Here is a 17876-nt window from a genome sequence, read left to right as displayed (position 1 = left end):
CCGCCACGCCGCCGGCTATTCGATCTTGTTTTGCATGAAGGCGATGGTTTTTTCGGGCAGGGCCTTGGGCTGGGCGCCGTCGCGGGAAAGGTCGGTCAGATCTTCGGTGACGGCCAGCATGAGGTTCGTGAAGCGCGACTGGTTGCGCAGGCGTTCCCGGGCGTCGGGATTGTGCCAGGCGTCTTTCAAGAGCTCGGCGGCGTGGTGGTGGATCATCAGCGCCATGGGCTTGGGCATGGCGCCGTAGTATTCGAGCATGTTGGCCTTCATGTCGTCGATGCTGGCCAGAAATTCCGTGAAGTTCTCGGTTTGCCGCTGTTCTTCGAGCCTGGCCCTTTTGCACTCCTCCTTGAAGCGGATCTCCATGAGTTCCAGGCGCTGCTTCAGCTCCTGCTCGGCCACGAGCTTTTCCTCGCGCAGCTTGTCCAGATCGGCCTGATGGGCCATCTGCCAGTCGGCGGACTCGGTCTTCATGGTGTTGATCAGCCGGGCGACGAACCGGGCGATGTTTTCCGGCAGGGGCATGGTTACCTCGTATGCTCGAAAAAGGTTTCCACGGCCGGGGAAACCTGTTTGGCGTCGTTGCTGTCAAAAATAACGTGCAGGGCGTAGAGGCGGTCGAAGTCCACGGTGACCACGGCCCGCTCGATAAAGGCCGAGGCGCGCTGGGCCTGATAGGGGGTCAGTTCGCGCTGGCGGGTTTTGAGCTGTCCGTGGACGAGGCGGGCGAGTTCGCGGATGTTGCCGCGCTGGCTGGCCAGCAGCAGGCGCTTGCGCCGGGCCTGGCCGCGCTGGGCGATGTCGCGGCGCAAGCGGGCGTGTTTTTGCTGGCGACGCTCCAGCCGGCTGTGGCGGCGGTAGAGAAAAAAGGCCAGGGCCAAAGCGCCGAGCACGGCCGGGGCATAGAGGGCGAGCACGGAGAACGAGACGTAGATGAGCGAGAGTTCGGAGAAAAGACTTTGCGGCATACTGGCTTGCCGGCGTCGGCGGCCGGCTTGGGACCCGACGGCGCGGGCGCGGTTTACCGGACGCGCGGCGTCCGGACGATGGCTGGCGGCCTGGCGGCCTCCGGCAAGGGAGGCACGGCGAACGCCCAAACCTCACAGCTAGTCCAAAGCCCGTGCCGCGTCAAGGCAGCTTCATTTTTTCAAGCATTAATGAACAATAATTTAAGCACGTTACTTGCCCAAGCCAACCAACGCTAACCGCCCGAATTTCCAGGTTGACCGGCTCTTTCACACGCCTCCCAGCCAAGGCCCGGCCCCCGCGGCCCTCCCCTTTACCCTTTTCTTCAATCGGGTGGTCTGGGGGCCTCAGGCCCCCAGCCGCCGGAGGCCTCTTTCTCTTCTTCTCTCCCCTAAAACATCTGTTTCAGCAGATCCTCGCCCTTGCCGAGCGGCGCGTTGGGGTCGGTGAAGAAGGCTTTTTCCTGTTCCTCGTCCATGATGCTGGCCACGCCCTTTTCGGTGCCTTCCTTGAAGGCCATGGGCACGCCGTCCACGGTGCCCATGATGACCCCGGGCGGACGCGAGAAGTCTTCGGGCGGGTAGTCGTCTTCCACGGCCTTGCGGTAGGAGAGCCAGATGGGCAGGGAGGCCCGGCCGCCGGTTTCGCCCTTGCCCATGGATTTGGGCTGGTCGAAGCCGATGTAGCAGCCGGTGAGCAGGTAAGGCGAGAAGCCCATGAACCAGGCGTCCTGGAAATCGTTGGTGGTTCCGGTCTTGCCGGCCAGGGGGCGGCCCAGGACCTTGGCCGCCGTGGCCGTGCCGGCCCGCACGACTTCCTTGAGCAGGCAGTCCATGACGTAGGCGGTCTGGGGCGACATGACCTGCTTGACCTCGGGCTTGTTGACCCAGACTTCCTCGCCCCAGGGGCTTTTGACGTCGAGGATAAAGCGCGGGTTGATGGTGGAGCCGTCCCGGGCGAAGGCCGAGTAAGCCTTGACCATGTCCAGGAGGTTGACGGCCACGGCCCCCAGGCTCACCGGCAAAAACGGGCCGAAATCGCCGCGAAGCCCCATTTCCTGGGCGCGCTCCACGATCTTTTTCATGCCCACCTGCTGGGCCACCCGCACGGTGACGAGGTTTTTGGATTTGGCCAGGGCCGCGCGGATGGTCATGGGGCCGCCGTAATCGCCTTCGTAGTTGCCCGGGCTCCAGACCTGCTTGCTCCAGGGATCGACGTAGCTAAACGGGCCGTCCATGACCACGGTGGCCGGGGTCATGCCGTTGTCCATGGCCACGGAATAGACAATGGGCTTAAACGACGAGCCGGGCTGGCGGAAGGACTGGGTGGCCCGGTTGAACTGGCTTTTTTCGAAGGAAAAGCCGCCCACGCAAGCCACGACATCGCCGGTGCGCGGCTCCATGGACACGATGGCTCCCTCGATGCGCGGCTCCAGCTGCATGGCCAGCTTCCACATGGGGCGGGCGGCCTTGGCCGGCGCGGCCGGGGGCGGGGTTTCGCCGGGCTTGGGCTTTTTGGCGGCGGCCTCGGTCGGCTTGGCCTCGCCGGGCTTGGCCGGGGCCGGCTTGGCGGCCGGGGCGGGCTTGTCCGGGCCGCCCTTGTCGGGCAGGGCCGTGACCGAGGCCCAGACCAGATCGCCCGGCTCCACCTTGCCCTTGGCCCAGCTCATGTCCTCGGCGGGGATGAGGCCGTACTTGTCCCCAAAGCGCACCACCGCGCCAGCCGGCCCCACGTCCTGCACCAGGGCCTTGAGCCAGCGGCCCGGTTGCAGCAGGGCTTCGGGCACGCCCGAGCGTTCGTAGAATTCCTCGTATTTGTCCTTGTCGAGCTTTTCCAGGCTGGGCTTAAAGCCGCGCCGCTTTTCCGAGGCGACAAGGCCCTCGCGCAGGGCCCGCTCGGCCGCTTCCTGGTGCTTGAGGTCCACGGCGGTATGGACATGCAGGCCGCCGTTGTAGACCTGATCCTCGCCGAAGCGGTCGATGAGTTCCCGCCGCACCTCTTCGAGGTAAAACGGGGCCACCTCCCAGGACGGGTCGGGCATGCTTTTAAACACCAGCGGCTCGGCCACGGCGGCGTCGTGCTGGGCCTGGCTGATCCAGTTCTGGGCGAGCATCCGGCCAAGGACGTATTTCTGGCGGGCCTTGGCCGACTCGAAGTCGCGAAAGGGGGAATAGCGGCTGGGGGCCTGGGGCAGGCCGGCCAGGAGCGCGGCCTGGGCGATGGTCAGGTCGGCCACGTGGACGCCGAAATAGGTCCGGGCCGCCGCTTCCACGCCATACGCCCGGGAGCCCAGGTAGATCTGATTCAAATAGATGGTGAGAATTTCGTCTTTGGTCAGGTATTTTTCCAGGCGGTAGGCCAGGATGGCTTCCTTGACCTTGCGCTGGTAGCTTTTTTCCGAGGACAAAAGCAGGCGCTTGATGATCTGCTGGGTGATGGTGGAGCCGCCCTGCTTGCGGCCGCCCTGCTGGAGGTTTTTGACCATGGCCCGCAGGATGGCCGTGGGATCGACGCCTTCGTGCTGGTAGAAGGTGGCGTCCTCGGCGGCCAGAAAAGCCTTGGGCAGGAAATCCGGCATCTCGGAAAGCGTCACCAGAAAGCGCTTCTCGGAATAGAGGTAGCCAAGCACCTTGTTGTCGCGGGTGTAGATGGTGGTGACCAGCGGCGGGCGGTAGTCGGTGATCTTGCGAAAGCTCGGCAGGTCGTTGGACGCCCAGTAGTAGAGGCCCACGCCGCCGGCAATGCCGAAGACCAGGCCCACGAACACCAGGATCGCCAGAAGAATGAGGAACTTTTTCACGGACGGTATCTCGCAGGGGAGGGAGTGACGAAGGGCATGCCTTCCTTGGGCGGCAGCCCCCAGGCCAGACGCAGGCGGCCGTGCAGTTCGCGCACGCCGGCCTCGCCGTAGGCAAGCAGCGCCAGCATCCGGGACACGGCCCGCCCTTCACGGTGGACCAGACAGCCCGTCGCGGCAAAGGCCGTGACGGTCCCGCCGCTGAGCCAAAACGGAAACAAGCGGCAATAATACGGACGCGCATCCCTTGGCAAGCGGCATCCATCGGCCCGCAAGAACACGCAATTGCCCTTCGGGTCAACGGCCAGGCGCAGATGGTCGCCGCCGGGGGGGAAAAGCCGGGGAAGTATCTTGAGGTCGCGGGGAAAAAGCCGCCCCATCTGGGCCAAAAAGGCCTCGGTATTGGCCTGGTGGACAAAGCCGCCCACGGCCAGGCCGTCAGCCTCGACAATGCGGGCACGCTCCATCTCGGACACCGGGAAACACACTTCCTCCTGGCCCGGGGTCAGCGAACAGCAGGTCGGGCCGGCTGCGGCGCACCGGGCGCAGACAGGCGCGTCCGACGCCGAAGCGTCGGGGAGCAAGGCGGAATCAGCAGACACGGCGACCTCCCGGGCCGCCGCCTGACCGGGACAACGTCCCCGGCCGTCCGGCTCCCGGAAAGACCATAATGCCGCCCGGGGCGACCGTAAAGGGCCAAGCCCGGGGCTGGCTCCCGGTTCGCCGCCCGGCGTCCGGCAGTTGCCGACGCCGGGCGCGCGGACCGGGAGCCGGATCAGCGGCCGAGCTTTTCGCGGCCGTAGTCCGTGACGGCCAGCCGGCCGTTTTGGTCTTCCAGGAGGCCCAGGTTCACGAGATCGCGCACCATGGGCAAAACCTGGGAAAAATGGCGCACCAGGGCCCGGCTGATGTCCTCCATCGTGGCCGGCGGCTCGCACACCCGCAGGATGTCCTTGGCGGACTGGGTGAGCGTTCCGTCGGGCTTGACCTGGGGCGTGTCTTCAGCAGCGTCGTACATGTCGGAAATCATGACAACTCTCTCTTGCAAAAATACCAATCCGGGCAGTTCGGACCGGCGGCCTTGGCCCTCTCCTGAGCCATGGCCTGGGTTCGCGGCGGGGGAGCCAGCACCCCGTCCCCGGGTTTCCAACCGGCGGGCGTGGCCACGCCGTGGGCGTCGGTGGCCTGCAGGGCCGCCACAAGGCGAACGATCTCGGCGACGTTGCGTCCGGTGGTCATGGGATAGGCCATGTACGCCCGGACGCACTGCCGGTCGTCGATGACATAGACCACACGGGCCGGTTCGGTGGGCGACTCGGCCGGCATGGTCATGCCGTAACGCCGGGCCACTTCGCCGGTGGTGTCGGCGACCAAGGGGAAATCGATGGCCGCGCCGAACTTCTCCTCAAGGGATCGCACCCAGGCGATGTGGGAGAAAATGGAATCCACCGACAAACCGAGCAGTTCGCAGCCCATGTCGCGAAGCGTGGCGCGCACGCCGGCAAAAGCCATGAGCTCCGAGGCGCACACGGGCGTGAAATCCGCCGGATGCGAAAAGAACACCAGCCAGCTTCCCCGAAAGTCTTCCAGGCGCAGGATGCCGTGGGTGGTTTCGGCCTCGAAGTCCGGGGCCGTTTCGCCGATGCGCGGAACGCATACGGAAGCGTGATCGGTCATGCAGGCTCCTTTCGACCTGCGGCAACGTGCCGCAGGCAGGCTCTCACAACCCCTCTATCGCCGCTTCAACGCGCCGCGTCAAGGCCGGACGCCGGGCCAACCCCCACGAATGCGGCCCGATATCTGCCCCAAGCAGCCTTTAGCGCAGGGTGCACGGGTCGTCGGCCAGACGGTGCAGCAAGGCCGCCTTGATCTCGGCCAGCTGCTCCGGGTCCTCCACCCGCCGACCGGCCGGACCGCGCACGTAAAAGACGTCGCGCACCCGCCCGGCCGGGGTCATGACCTTGGCCAGATGGGTTTCCAGACCCATCTCGGCCAGGGTGCGGGCGATGTCGTACAAAAGCCCCACCCGGTCGTCGCAGGACACGTCGATGACCGTAAAGAGATCGGAAGCCTTGTTGTCGATGGCCACCTCGGGCGGCGACTTGGGGCCGGCCACGGCCAGGGACAGGGCAAACCCGCCGCGCTTCTGGGCCAGACGGTAGGCCAGGAACAGCTTGCCGCACAGGGCGTAGCGCACGGCCCGGGACACCCGGGCGAACACTTCGTCACTGTAGAGGACGTCGGGCGGATTGCCGGTGCGCAGCGACAGGATGACCACGCCGTCTTCCCAGCGAAACACGTCGGCCTCGTGGATGGACAGATCGTGCAGGGCCAGCACGCCGGTGACGGTGGGAAAAAGCCCGCGCACCCGCCGGGCGGCCACGGTGACCGTGAAGCCGTCGCCGCCGGGCAGGGCCGCGTAGGTCAGAGCGGCCACGTCGCGGCCGGCCCGGTCACCGGGCTTCATGCGCCGGTCCTCGGCCTCGGCGGCGTCGAGCTCGGCCAAAAGGTCCAGATGGCCAAGGATCGTCTCCACGGGCTGGCTGACGAGATAGCGCGGCGGCATGGCCAGAAGCAGGGCCTCCAGGGCCTCGGGGGTGAAGCGGTCCCGGGCCGCCTCGCGCAGGCTGTCCCGGGCGGCCAGCATGATCCGGGCGTCGTCGGCCCCAAACAGCCGCCCCTGTTCGATGGCGGCGCGCAGCTTGGCGTAGAGGTCAAAGACCAGGGACTCCTTCCAGCCGGTCCAGGCCTGGGGGCCGGTGGCCAGACCGTCGCAGCGGGCAATGAGCACGAGCATGTCCAGGGTTTCCACCGTGGCCACCCGGCCGGCCGCCCGGGCCAGCACGTCGCGGTCGGACAGGTCGCGGCCGGTGGCGGTTTCGGGCAAAAGCAGATGTTCGCGCACCAGGGCGGCGATCAGGTGCCGGGCCTCGGGCGGGGCGGACAGTCGCGCAAGCATGTCCTCGGCCAATTGCGCCCCCTTTTCGGCGTGTGCCCCGCCCAGGCCCTTGCCCATGTCGTGCAGGAGCAGGCCCCAGTAGGCCAGCTCCGGCCGGGGCAGGCCGGCCAGCAGTTCCTGGGCCCGGCAGGCCGGCCCGACGCGCAGCTCGGCCAAAAGGCGCACGGCCTCCAGGCTGTGCCGGCCCACGGGGTGGACGTGGTAGACGTCGTAGGAGACGTTGTCCTTGACCCGGGCGAACTGGGGCAAAATGGCCTCCAGCACGCCGCTGGCGCTCAGCGCGTCCAGGGCCGCGCCGGAAACGTCGGCCGGCATGATGTCGCTTAAGCTGTCATAGAGCATCCGGCCGGTGCGGGGCGAAACCTCGGCCAGCCGGCCAAGTTCGGCGGCCAGGCCGCGCAGCCGGCCCATGGTTTCGTGGGACGGGGCCTTGCCCAGGGCAGCGCACACGGCAAAAAGCGGCATGGCCCGCTCCATGGTCTGGAAATCGGTCAATCCCGGGGCGAAACGCAGTCCCTCGGGGGCGTCCTGGAGGCCGTCGCCCACGGGCCTGGCCGGAGCGGCCAGATCCAAGGCCCCCAGATGGCCGGCCAGAAGCGGCCAGACCGACTGGCGCAGAGCCTTGATGTCGGCCATGCGACGCAGCAGCAGCGCCAGGAAGCGCTCCACGGCCTGACGCTCGCCCCGGCGGCCAAAGCCCATGGCCTCGGCCAGGCGCTCCTGGAATTCGAAATAGAGCTTGTCGTTTTTGCGGCCACACAGGCGGTGCAGGTGCATCCGGGCGGTCAGGACGAACCGGGCGTCGTCTTCCAGGGCGGCCAGATCGTCGGCCAGGTGGCGGGCGTCGGCCTCTCGGCCCGGGTCCAGGCGCATGAGCCAGCGGACCTGCTGCCAGTCGCGCAAACCGCCCAGGCCGTTTTTCAGATCGGGTTCGAGCATGCCGCCGGCGTCGCCGTAGGTCCGACCGCGCTCCTTGTTGCCCTTCTCCAGCCACTCGACGAAGCCGGCGGCATGGGCCGGAAAGCCGTCGGCCTCCAGGCGGTCCGCCAAGTCCCCGACAACGGCGGCCTCCCCGGCCAGAAAGCGCAGATCAATAAGCGACGCCAGCACCTTGGGGTCGCAGCCGGCCAGCTCCAGGCAGCCGGGCACGGCGCGCACCCCGTGGCCGAGTTCCACGCCCCGGTCCCACAGCGGGAAAAAGAGGAACCGGGCCAGCTCCGATGCCCAGTCCGGCGGCTCGGACGGAAACAGCAGCAACACGTCGATGTCCGAGGCCGGGCACAACTCGCGCCGGCCGTAGCCGCCCACGGCGGCCAGGGCGAAACCGTCGGCCCGGGAAACGTGGGTTTCGCCCCACTCGGTCAGTCGCTGGCGAAAATAGCGGTCGTAGACGTCGGACAGGGCGGCGACGTAGGCCACGTCCAACTGGCCGGCGGCCAGGGCGTCGGCCAAAAGGCCCTTGCCTTCGTCGAACATGGCGGCGCTGACCGACGCGTCGGGTGCGGGCGGCATGGCAGGCTCCCCATCAATAAAACGACCGGGAAGGAGGCGTTCCCCCTTCCCGGTCGGCTATTTTGTCTTTTTCCCCGAAGGGTTGCCAGCAAACTGCCTAGATGGCGGCGTTGCCGGTCTCGCCGGTGCGGATGCGGATGACCTCGTCGATGGTGGAGACGAAGATCTTGCCGTCGCCGACTTCGCCGGTTTGGGCCGCGGCCTGGATGGCTTTGATGACCTCGGCGGCCAGGCCGTCCTCGACCACCAGCTCCATCTTGACCTTGGGCACGAAATCGACCTGATACTCGGCGCCGCGGTAGACTTCGGTGTGGCCGCGCTGGCGGCCGAAGCCCTTCACTTCCGACACGGTCATGCCCTTGATGCCAAGGCCGGTCAGCTTTTCCTTGATTTCGTCGAGCTTATAGGGACGGGTGATGACTTCGATCTTTTTCATGATGGCGCGCTCCTTATCCTTGGCTAGAGCTGGTAGCCGACTTCGCTGTGCTGGCTGACGTCGAGACCCTTGATCTCGTCGTCCTGGCTTACCCGAATACCAACCATCACGTCCACGATTTTAAAGAGGATCAAGGTCATGACGAAGCAGAACACCCAGGTGGCGACCACGGACACGAACTGGATCCAGAGCTGTTCGGGGTTGCCGTAGAACAGGCCGTCGTTGCCGAGTTCGTTGACGGCCTTGGTGGCGAACAGGCCGGTGGCCAGGGCGCCGAAGGTGCCGCCCAGGCCGTGGATGCCCACCACGTCCAGGGAGTCGTCGTACTTGAACACACTCTTGATGAGCACGCCGCCGTAGCACAGCCCGCCGGCAATAAGCCCCATGAGGATGGCCGGCATGGGTTCGACGTAGCCGGCGGCCGGGGTGATGGCGACCAGACCGGCGACCGCGCCGGAGGCCATGCCCAGGGTGGTGGGCTTGCCGCGATGCCACCACTCCACGATGATCCAGCTAAAGGCGGCGGCGGCGGCGGCCAGGTGGGTGGTGACGAAGGCCGAGGCGGCCAGGCCGTTGGCGGCCAGAGCGCTGCCGGCGTTGAAGCCGAACCAGCCGAACCAGAGGATGCCCGCGCCAAGGATGGTCAGGGGCAGGTTATGCGGAATAAACGACTGCTTGCCGTAGCCGTGGCGGCGTCCCAGGTAGAGGACGGCGGCCAGGGCGGACGCGCCGGAGCTCATGTGGACGACCGCGCCGCCGGCGAAGTCGAGAGCGCCCATCTTGGCCATCCAGCCGCCGCCCCAGACCCAGTGGGCCATGGGACAGTAGACGACCAGCAGCCACAGGGTGGTGAAGAGCAGGAAGCCGGAGAATTTGATGCGCTCGGCAAACGCGCCGGTGATCAGCGCCGGGGTGATGACGGCGAACATGCACTGGAAGATCATGAAGGCCAGGTGCGGGATGTTGTCCACGCCTTCCTTGGCCGCCGTGCCGACGCCGTTAAGGAACATGAAGTCGAGATTGCCGATGACGCCGCCGATGTCGCCGCCAAAGGCCAGGCTGTAGCCCACGATGGCCCACAGCACGGAAACGGTGCCAAGCAGAATGTTGGAATGCATGAGCGTGCCAAGGATGTTCTTGGTACGGACCATGCCGCCGTAAAAAAGCGCCAGACCCGGAGTCATAAGCATGACCAGGGCCGCCGAAATGAGCACGAAAGCGGTATCTGCCGCGTTCATGGTTCCCCCTCTGATGACGTTTTTGTCGAAGATTCCTTTGCCGTCGTCGTCGCGTCCGTTGCCTCAAACGGCCCCGCGCGGCCCTCTCCAAGGCCAAGCAGGCCGCTTTCCGCCGCATCGACAACTCCTGACTAGCTCAGTGTTGACATTTTTGCAACACTAAAATCCACCCCGTTGCAAACCCGTAACAAAAGCCTGCCGACTGGCGGCTTTCCTGAAAAAGCGCTAGGCTTGGGCCAGCCCGAAATTCCGGGGAGGCCTGCCATGTCCGACAAAATCGCCAAAATCCTGGTGGTGGAAGACGACGAGAACGTGCGCCGCCCGGTGTGCGCCTGGCTCGAAATCTCCGGCTACGCCGTCACCGAGGCCGGCGACGGAGACGAAGCCTTGCGCCGCATCGCGGACATCGGGCCCGACGCCGTGCTGCTGGATCTGCGCCTGCCCCGACGCGACGGCTTCGGCGTCCTGGAAGCCCTGTCCCGGGAACACGACGCGCCGCCGGTCATCGTCATCTCCGGCCAGGACGGCATCGACGGCGTCATCCGCGCCTTTCGCCTGGGCGCGGCCGACTATCTGCAAAAACCCATCGTCAGCTTCGATCTGCTGGCCCACGCCCTGGACGCGGCCCTGGAACGCCGGGAGCTGGCCCGGGCCGTCAAACAGGCCGAAAACCGCTATTTCACCCTGGTCCAGAGCCTGCCGCTTTTGGTCTTTGTCCTGGACGAAAACCTGGAACTGACGTTTATCAACAAGTTCTGCCGGCCCCTGCTCGGATTTTCCCGGGCCGAGGCCATGGCCGCGCCGGGCTTTTTCCCGGCCCGGCTTCATCCCGAGGACCGGGACCGGGTCACGGCCTGGCTGGGCGAGAGCCTTGGCCCGGGCAGGCCACCCCACACCGAGGAATGCCGGTTTTTGCACAAAAACGGCGCAACCATCCACGCCCTGCTGCGGGCCATCCCCTCGGCCCGTGAAGAAGCCGGCGGCCAGAACCGCCAGATCGAGGGCATCGTGGTGGACATCACCGACCGGGTGGAGCTGGAGCGGTTCGTGGTCCAGGAAGAAAAACTCAAGACGCTCGGGGCGATATCGGCCGAGGTCGCCCATGAAATCCGCAATCCCCTGTTTTCCATCGCCGGCTTCGCCCACCGCCTGCAAGCCCGGCTGCCGGACTCCCGGGAAGCCGGCATCATCCTGTCCGAGGCAAGGCGGCTGGAAGACATTCTCGACAAGATTCGCAATTACCTGCATCCCGTGGATCTGCGGCCGCGCCTGTGCTCGCTGCGGGCCATCGCCGCGGCCGCCCTGGACTTCCTGGCCCCGGAGTTCGCCGCCCGGGGGGTCGTGGCGGCGGCGGACCTGGCCGGCGGGCTGCCCGATCTGCGCCTGGACCCGGATCTGCTCACCCAGGTGGTGACGAGCCTGACCCGCTTTGCCGTCAGCCGCAGCCCGGCCGGCCAGACCGTCCTGTTGGCCACCTCGCGCCACGCCCGCTACGCCCACCTGGACGTGACCTTCCGGCCTTCGCGCCCGGTGATCGATCCCGAGGTGCTGTTTTTGCCCTTCGAGGAAGGTGACGAACGCCTGGGTCTGCCCCTGGCCTACAGAATCGTCAAAAACATGGGCGGCTCCCTGACCTTTGGCCAGCACGCCCCCGAGGCCGGCTTCACCTTGCAGCTGCCCATTGATCCCCTAGCCGAGGAACCCGACGGGCCGGACCCTGACGATCTCGACGACGCCCTGGCTGCGGCCGACGACGATGACGACGCGCCCGGGCTTGGCGCGCCGGCAAGGCCGGGTCGGGCATGAGCGTGGAAGCCTTTTTCGGCCGACTGGCCGGGCTGACCCTGCCGGACAAGCCGGTGGTGGTGGACGGCGGGGCCAACAAGGGGCGGGTGGCGGCGCGGTTTCTGGCCGCCCTGCCCGGCTGCCGGGTGGAGGCCTTCGAGCCCCAACCGGCGCTTGCCCGCAAGCTGGCCAAGCGGTTCGCCGACGAGCCGCGCCTGACGGTCCATGCCGTGGCCCTGGGCGAGGCGGCGGCGGTCTTGCCCTTGACGGTGATGTCGCGCCCCACGCTCTCCTCGCTGTTCGCGCCCACGGGCATTCACGAAAAGTACGCGGACCAGGAACTGACGCAGACGGCAGTGGTGGAGGCGCCGGTGGCGCGGCTGGACGCGGTGCTTGGCCGGGCCGACGTCATCAAGCTGGATTTGCAGGGCTACGAATTGCCGGCCTTGCGGGGAGCGTCGGGGCTATTGGGCGGCGTCACGACAGTGGTGGCCGAGGCGGCGCTTTATCCGCTCTACGACGGGCAGGCGCTTTTGGACGAGCTTGAAGCCTATTTGCAGGGTTTCGGCCTTGTTCTCGACGGGGTCTACGATTTCCACCGCGACCCGGCCGGCCGCATCGCCTCGGGCGACGCCGTCTTCCTGCGCCCCTGACGCCTCTCCCCTTTCTCCATTCGGGGGGTCCGGGGGCCTCAGGCCCCCGGCCGCCGGAGGCATCCTCCCCCTTCTATCTTCACCAAAAATTTCGCCGCCTTGGCCGCACCGTCGAGGTCGATGCGTCCGGGGGGGGGCGACGAGGCGGTCAGCGCGGCGGCCAGGCGGGGGGCCAGGAGGGAGGCAGAGAGCTGCGACGGTTCGATGAGGCCGAGCAGCCCCAAGCCGGCCAGGCGCTCGGCGCGCAGGCGCTGTTCGCGGTTCTGGTCAAAGGGCATGACCAGGGCTCGGCAGTGGGCGGCGAGCAATCCCATGACGGTGTTGTAGCCGGCCAGGCTCACGGACAGGTCGCACCCGGCCAGCACGGCCGGGAAATCCGGGGTGAAGCGGACGACCCGGGCGTCGGGCAGGTCGGCCGCGGCCCGGACCAGGGCGGCGAAGGCGTCCTCGTCGCAAAAGGGGCCGGAAAACACGCGAAGGGCCGCCTGGGCCAGCTGGCCGTGCTCCCGGCAGGCGGCAAGCACGGCGGCGGGCAGCTCCGAGCCGACCTTGCCGCCGCCGGCCGAGACGACGACGAGGGGCTTGCCCTCGGCCACGCCCAGGGCGGCTCGGGCGGAGGCGGCCTCTTTCGGCGTGGCCCGAGGCGGGGCCACGTAGCCGGCGTGGGCCACGGGCAAGGCGATGTCGCCCGCTCGGGAGAAGGTGGCGGACAGGGGAAAAAGGGCCGGGTCGCCATGGACGCACACGGCGTCGAAGTGGCGATTGAGCCGGTCCAGCACCCGGGTCTCGTAAGCGGCCTGGTCCTTTTTTTCGACCAGGATGTCGCGCACGCCGCACACGACCTTGCCGCCCCGCTCCCGCACGGCGCGGATGGCCGGCAGCAGCTCGAACTCGAAGGCCTTGCGGCCAAAGGGATAGAGTTCGACGAAAAAGACGTCGGGCGCGAAATCGGCCAGGGCGTCCAGCAGCCGGGCCTGGCGAGTCGCCTTGGCCGCCTCCAGGGCCGGGCCTTCCAGGGTCAGGGCGCGAAAATCGGCGTCCATGGCCAGGGGCGGCAAGCGCAGGAGACGCACGCCGCCGGGCACGGCCGCCGGCACGTCCGGGCCGCCCACGACGAGCAGTCGCTCGTGGCCGTCCAGGGCGGCGACGATTTCCAGCGTGCGAAACAGATGCCCCATGCCCAGCACATGCTGGCAGTAGACGGCGATCCTCACGGCTGGGGCAGCTCCAGGTCCAGGCGGCCCAGGGTGAGTTGCCCGCCCTGGCAGACCACCTCCTGGACCCGGTTCGGATCAAAGGCCGGCGGTTCGCTGGGCAGGTAGGCCCGACCCAGGAGATGGTAGAGCACGGCTTTGATCACGCCCTGGTGGGTGACCACCAGCACGTTGCGACCACCGTTGGCCTTGGCCGCGTCAATGAGCGCGTGTTCAGCCCGCTGGCGCACGTCGGCGCGGGACTCGCCGCCGGTGGGGTGAAAATCCCACCCGGCGGCCTCGGCGGCGGCGATGGCTTCGGGCGGGATGTCGCGCCAATGCTTGCCGGTCCAGTCGCCGTAGTGCTGTTCGCGCAGGCGTTTTTCCAGGGTCACGGGCAGGCGCAGGCTGCGATTTAAGATGCCGGCGGTGGATTTGGCCCGGCCGAGGTCGCTGCACAGGATGCGGGCCAGGGTCAGCCCGGCCAGCTGTGGGGCCAGGGCCTCGCACTGGGCCGTGGCGACCGGGGCCAGTTCGCTGTCCCACTGGCCCTGGATGCGCTTGTCCAGATTCCACAGGGTCGGGGCGTGGCGCAGGAGATAAAACACGCAGCGCGACATGGCGTTTGTCCTTTGGTCGGCCCGTTGCGGCGAGCCGTCAGTTTCCGATGCGGCACAGATAGTCGTCCAGGCCGCCCACCGCCTCCCGGCAGGCCTGATCCAGGGTCGGGGCCAGCTCGGCCAGCCGGGCCGTATTGCCGGCCGCCGCCGCCTGTTCGGCCTCGGCGGCCAGGCCGCGCATGGCCGCCGCCCCGAACATGGCCGCGTTGCCCTTGAGCGTATGGGCCACGCGCTCGCATACGGCCAGATCGCCCTGGTCCATGGCTTCGCGCAGGGACTCCAACTGCTCCGGCACCGAGGCCACGAACTCGCGCCCCACCCGGGTGAGCAACCCGGCCTTGCCCCGGTACTGGGCGGCCAGGGCCTTCGTGTCGATGGGCGAGGAGGCCGTTTCCCTGCCCGCCTCCCGCGCTGCCGCCGGGGTACGGCCGCGACGGGCCAACACCCGGGCCACCACGGCGAAAAACGTTTCCACGTCGATGGGCTTGGTGATGTAGTCGTCGAAACCGGCGGCCAGGAAACGCTCGCGCTCCTGATCCATGGCATAGGCCGAAAGCCCGACCACGGGCAGGCCCGGGTCGATGTCCAAATGGCCGGCCCGGATGGCCCGGGTGGCGGCCAGACCGTCCATGACCGGCATCTGGATGTCCATGAGCACCACGTCCACGGCGTGGGTGACGAGGTATTCCAGGGCCACCCGGCCGTTTTCCGCCAAAATGACCTCATGGCCGCGACTTTCCAAAAGATCGGAGGCAAAGACGCGGTTGACCCGGTTGTCCTCCACCAGCAGCACCCGCAGGCTCGGCGGCGGCTCCCGACGCGACGACGCGTCGTCGTCCCGCCGGGTCAGGCCGCCTAGGCCGGCGGCGGCCTCAAAGGGGCATTCGAGCCAGAACACGCTGCCCTTGCCGGCGACGCTGTCCACGAACACCTCGCCGCTCATGAGTCCGGCCAGCCGGCGGCAGATGGCCAGGCCCAGGCCCGTGCCGGCCTGGCGTTTGGTCAGGCCGCCGTCCACCTGAGTGAAGCTGTCGAAGATGGCGGGGAGCTGGTCGGCCGGGATGCCCACACCGGTGTCGATGACGGCAAAGCGCAGGGTGACGAGCTCGCCGCCTCCGGTTGGGCACGGCGAACGATCAAGCAGCGAGGCGCGCAGGGTCACGCTGCCGTGCTCGGTGTATTTGACGGCGTTGTTGACGAGGTTGCGCAGGATCTGGCGCAGGCGCAAGCCGTCGCCGCGCACGCTCCCAGGCAGCCCCGGATCGAGTTTCAGGTCCAGGGCCAGTCCCTTTTCCCGGGCCAAGACTTCCTGCTCCTTGACCACGGCGGCCAGACATTGGGCCAGATCGAAGGATTCGGCCTTGATTTCCAGCCGCCCGGCCTCGATCTTGGAATAGTCGAGGATGTCGTTGATGATGGAGAGTAGCGTGGCGGCGGACTCTTCGACCACGGCCAGACGCTGGCGCTGGGCCGGCTCCAGGCGGTCGCGCAGCATGAGTTGGACGTAGCCCAGGACGGCGTTTAAGGGCGTGCGGATCTCGTGGCTCATATTGGCCAGAAACGCGCCCTTGGCCTGGCTGGCCGCTTCGGCCCGCTCCAGGGCGGCGGCCAATTCGGCTTCAAGTTTCTTGCCGGCCGTAACGTCGCGCACGATCTCCACCACGGCGGTCACGGAACCGGCGGCGTCGAGCATAGGATAGCAAAAAAGCTCCACCCAGCCGGCGGAATCGCCCGGATCGTCCTTGGGCACCACGCTGATGGCCAGCTTGCGGGTGGCCATGGCCCGCAGGGACGGGCAGTCCTGGCAGGGGGCGGACAGGCCGTGGTAGACCTCGTGGCAGCGCTGGCCGACGATCTCGCCGCGCGAGGCGTACATGCCGCGAAGCGACCGGTTGGCGGCCAGGACTTCCATTTCCGGCGACAGCAGGCACACGCCGTCCTGGACGCCGGCAAGCACGGCATCAAGGAAAAAGGTCTTTTCGCGCAGGGCCTCGGCCAGCCGCCGGCCATCGGCCAGGGCCGCGCCGAGCCGGTCGGCCAGCTCGTCGGCCTCGGCGCTTTTTTCCCCGGCCAGGACGTGCAGTTCCTCGGCCCGGCGCTTGAGGGCCTGCTCGGCCAGCGTGCGGGCCGTGACGTCGCGGCCCACGGCCTGGTATTCGACCAGTTCGCCGGCGGCGTCGAAGATGGCCCGCCGGGTCCAGCGCTGATAGCGGGCGCGGCCGTCGGGGCGCAGCACCCGCACCTCGTAGCCGGTGGTGGGCCGGTGGGGACACAGCGAGGCCACGCGCCGGGCCACCATGGCCGCGTCGTCGGGGTGCAGGGCGGGCTGGTAATTCTCGGCCAGACAGGCTTCGGGGGTCTTGCCCCAGTAGCGGGCATAGGCGGCGTTGACGAAAATGAGCCGTCCGGCGGGATCGAAGCGGCAGATGAGTTCGGTCTGATGTTCAATGAGAGACCGGTAGCCGGCGGCGTCGGCTACCCCGCCCAAGGAAACGGTCTGGGAAACATCGGTGCAAGCGCCCTCGAAGCCGGTGGGCTGGCCGAAGGCGTCACGCACGGCCCGCACGGAACAGGCCAGCCGGCGATAGCCGCCCTCCCGGCGCAGTCCTCTCGCCTCGAAAGTTACGGGGTCGGCCTGAGACAGGGCGCGGGGCAGAAGCTCACGCCGGCTTGGTCCGTCCAGGCGCAGGGGATGGGCGGGCTGGCGCGACTGGCGCAGGCAGTCGGCCACGTCGCGGTAGCCGAGCATCCGGGACAGGGCGGCGTTGACGGCCACGGGCCGGCCTTGAGGATCAAGGCGGAAAAGGCCTTGGCCGGCGTTGTCGTACAGGTCGCGGTACCGGTCGGCCTGATCGCGCAGCCGGGCCGTCTCGGCGTCGCCCACAATGCCCGACAGCACGGCGGCCACGTCGGTCCAGGTCAAAAGGCCGATAAGAAACCCGTCCGGATCGGCGACCACCAGCCGCCCGGCCCCGGCCCCGTCCATGCCGGCCAGCCCTTCGGCCAGGGGCAGTTGCGGGGCCACGACGGCCACCGGCGCGCTCATGGCCGTATCCACCGCCATGTCGCGGATGTCCGCGCCGCCGGCCAAAAGCCGCACAGCGTCGCGGGCGGTAAACACGCCGCAAGGCACGTCGTCCCTGGCCACCACGACGCCGCCGACGCCAAGGCGGGACATACGGGCCAGCACCAGGGGCAGGGGCTCGCCAGCCCGGGCCGTGACCACGGTACGGGTCATGGCGCTGGCCACGGTGCGCTCGGCCAACTCGTCCAGGGCCACGGCCAGACGGGCCACATGAAAGGGGGCGAGCATGCCCACGGCCCGGCCGGCGGCGTCCACCACGGCCAGCCGACGCGACGGCGCGGCCAGCAAATGGCGCAAGGCCCCGGGCAGATAGTCGCTTTCCGGCGACACGGCCACCGGGTCCATGACATCGCGCACGGCCAGATGGGCGGCCTGGACAATGTTGTGGGTCAGCACTTTGGACAGCCCGCGCGTGGTGACGACGCCCAGGGGACGGCCGCCGTCGAGAACAAGCGCTTCGCCGGCTCCGGCCCCGAGCAGGGTGCGGGCGGCCTGGGCGGCGGTGGTCCACAGCCCCAGCGTTATGGGCGCGGCGGGCGGCAGATCGCGCAGCGGCGTCTCGTGCAATTTGGCCATCACGGCTCCATCGCCCGCTCGCCGCCACGCCGCGCGAGCGGAAGGCTGACTGACGT

General features: G+C 68.0%; 14 protein-coding genes. 2 read left to right on the top strand and 12 right to left on the bottom strand.

Annotation, left to right across the window (positions count from 1 at the left end; all coding sequences use genetic code 11):
- Nucleotides 1–15 precede the first annotated feature (15 nt).
- The 9 genes from C3Y92_RS04635 to C3Y92_RS04595 form a co-directional block, all read right to left on the bottom strand.
- Entirely contained in the window at nt 16–525 is a 510-nt protein-coding gene (locus C3Y92_RS04635; protein ID WP_129349929.1) for a hypothetical protein, read from the bottom strand.
- A 2-nt stretch (nt 526–527) separates the two neighbouring features.
- Nucleotides 528–968, bottom strand: coding sequence for a hypothetical protein (locus C3Y92_RS04630; protein ID WP_129349927.1), 441 nt, complete (start codon nt 966–968; stop codon nt 528–530).
- A gap of 389 nt (nt 969–1357) precedes the next feature.
- The gene (locus C3Y92_RS04625) at nt 1358–3766 is read right to left on the bottom strand and encodes a penicillin-binding protein 1A (protein ID WP_129349926.1); all 2409 of its coding nucleotides are present in this window, start codon (nt 3764–3766) and stop codon (nt 1358–1360) included.
- Nucleotides 3763–4365 (bottom strand): YkgJ family cysteine cluster protein, encoded by a 603-nt coding sequence (locus C3Y92_RS04620; RefSeq protein WP_129349924.1) that lies wholly within the window; start codon nt 4363–4365, stop codon nt 3763–3765. Before C3Y92_RS04620 ends, C3Y92_RS04625 begins: the two co-directional genes overlap by 4 nt.
- A 173-nt stretch (nt 4366–4538) precedes the next feature.
- A complete protein-coding gene (locus tag C3Y92_RS04615) occupies nt 4539–4793 on the bottom strand; it encodes a hypothetical protein (RefSeq protein ID WP_006921326.1) in 255 nt (84 codons plus the stop codon).
- Nucleotides 4790–5440, bottom strand: coding sequence for a peroxiredoxin (locus C3Y92_RS04610; RefSeq protein WP_015862122.1), 651 nt, complete (start codon nt 5438–5440; stop codon nt 4790–4792). The genes C3Y92_RS04615 and C3Y92_RS04610 overlap by 4 nt, the downstream gene beginning before the upstream one ends.
- A 139-nt stretch (nt 5441–5579) precedes the next feature.
- Entirely contained in the window at nt 5580–8234 is a 2655-nt protein-coding gene (locus C3Y92_RS04605; RefSeq protein ID WP_129349922.1) for a [protein-PII] uridylyltransferase family protein, read from the bottom strand.
- 97 nt (nt 8235–8331) lie between these two features.
- Entirely contained in the window at nt 8332–8670 is a 339-nt protein-coding gene (locus C3Y92_RS04600) for a P-II family nitrogen regulator (protein WP_129349920.1), read from the bottom strand.
- 23 nt (nt 8671–8693) lie between these two features.
- Nucleotides 8694–9908 (bottom strand): ammonium transporter, encoded by a 1215-nt coding sequence (locus tag C3Y92_RS04595; protein ID WP_015862125.1) that lies wholly within the window; start codon nt 9906–9908, stop codon nt 8694–8696.
- A 264-nt stretch (nt 9909–10172) separates the two neighbouring features.
- On the opposite strand from C3Y92_RS04595, the gene C3Y92_RS21655 reads away from it, so the two are divergent.
- Both C3Y92_RS21655 and C3Y92_RS04585 read left to right on the top strand, forming a co-directional pair.
- Nucleotides 10173–11714, top strand: a complete 1542-nt coding sequence (locus tag C3Y92_RS21655; RefSeq protein ID WP_129349919.1) for an ATP-binding response regulator — start codon at nt 10173–10175, stop codon at nt 11712–11714.
- Complete coding sequence (locus tag C3Y92_RS04585) at nt 11711–12346, top strand: FkbM family methyltransferase (RefSeq protein WP_129349917.1); 636 nt, start codon at nt 11711–11713, stop codon at nt 12344–12346. The genes C3Y92_RS21655 and C3Y92_RS04585 overlap by 4 nt, the downstream gene beginning before the upstream one ends.
- A 38-nt stretch (nt 12347–12384) precedes the next feature.
- On the opposite strand, the gene C3Y92_RS04580 is transcribed toward C3Y92_RS04585, so the two are convergent.
- Genes C3Y92_RS04580 through C3Y92_RS04570 form a run of 3 tightly spaced genes read right to left on the bottom strand, consistent with a single transcriptional unit; the run spans nt 12385 to nt 17820 of the window.
- On the bottom strand, nt 12385–13560 hold the full coding sequence (locus tag C3Y92_RS04580) for a glycosyltransferase family protein (protein WP_129349915.1): 1176 nt from the start codon (nt 13558–13560) through the stop codon (nt 12385–12387).
- Nucleotides 13557–14159, bottom strand: coding sequence for a histidine phosphatase family protein (locus C3Y92_RS04575; RefSeq protein WP_129349913.1), 603 nt, complete (start codon nt 14157–14159; stop codon nt 13557–13559). Before C3Y92_RS04575 ends, C3Y92_RS04580 begins: the two co-directional genes overlap by 4 nt.
- A gap of 37 nt (nt 14160–14196) precedes the next feature.
- Nucleotides 14197–17820 (bottom strand): PAS domain-containing protein, encoded by a 3624-nt coding sequence (locus tag C3Y92_RS04570; RefSeq protein WP_129349911.1) that lies wholly within the window; start codon nt 17818–17820, stop codon nt 14197–14199.
- Nucleotides 17821–17876: the final 56 nt, after the last annotated feature.

The sequence above is a fragment of the Solidesulfovibrio carbinolicus genome (assembly GCF_004135975.1).
GTDB classification, from domain to species: domain Bacteria; phylum Desulfobacterota; class Desulfovibrionia; order Desulfovibrionales; family Desulfovibrionaceae; genus Solidesulfovibrio; species Solidesulfovibrio carbinolicus.
The sequence above is the reverse complement of the archived record's forward strand: the minus strand, read 5'-3'. Positions and strand labels throughout refer to the sequence as shown.

What these genes read in the sequence shown, in the direction of transcription:
- C3Y92_RS04600 (WP_129349920.1), bottom strand. Translation starts at nt 8,670, where the DNA reads ATGAAAAAGATCGAAGTCATCACCCGTCCCTATAAGCTCGACGAAATC.
- C3Y92_RS04605 (WP_129349922.1), bottom strand. Translation starts at nt 8,234, where the DNA reads ATGCCGCCCGCACCCGACGCGTCGGTCAGCGCCGCCATGTTCGACGAA.
- C3Y92_RS04610 (WP_015862122.1), bottom strand. Translation starts at nt 5,440, where the DNA reads ATGACCGATCACGCTTCCGTATGCGTTCCGCGCATCGGCGAAACGGCC.
- C3Y92_RS04595 (WP_015862125.1), bottom strand. Translation starts at nt 9,908, where the DNA reads ATGAACGCGGCAGATACCGCTTTCGTGCTCATTTCGGCGGCCCTGGTC.
- C3Y92_RS04575 (WP_129349913.1), bottom strand. Translation starts at nt 14,159, where the DNA reads ATGTCGCGCTGCGTGTTTTATCTCCTGCGCCACGCCCCGACCCTGTGG.
- C3Y92_RS04570 (WP_129349911.1), bottom strand. Translation starts at nt 17,820, where the DNA reads ATGGCCAAATTGCACGAGACGCCGCTGCGCGATCTGCCGCCCGCCGCG.
- C3Y92_RS04615 (WP_006921326.1), bottom strand. Translation starts at nt 4,793, where the DNA reads ATGATTTCCGACATGTACGACGCTGCTGAAGACACGCCCCAGGTCAAG.
- C3Y92_RS04585 (WP_129349917.1), top strand. Translation starts at nt 11,711, where the DNA reads ATGAGCGTGGAAGCCTTTTTCGGCCGACTGGCCGGGCTGACCCTGCCG.
- C3Y92_RS21655 (WP_129349919.1), top strand. Translation starts at nt 10,173, where the DNA reads ATGTCCGACAAAATCGCCAAAATCCTGGTGGTGGAAGACGACGAGAAC.
- C3Y92_RS04635 (WP_129349929.1), bottom strand. Translation starts at nt 525, where the DNA reads ATGCCCCTGCCGGAAAACATCGCCCGGTTCGTCGCCCGGCTGATCAAC.
- C3Y92_RS04630 (WP_129349927.1), bottom strand. Translation starts at nt 968, where the DNA reads ATGCCGCAAAGTCTTTTCTCCGAACTCTCGCTCATCTACGTCTCGTTC.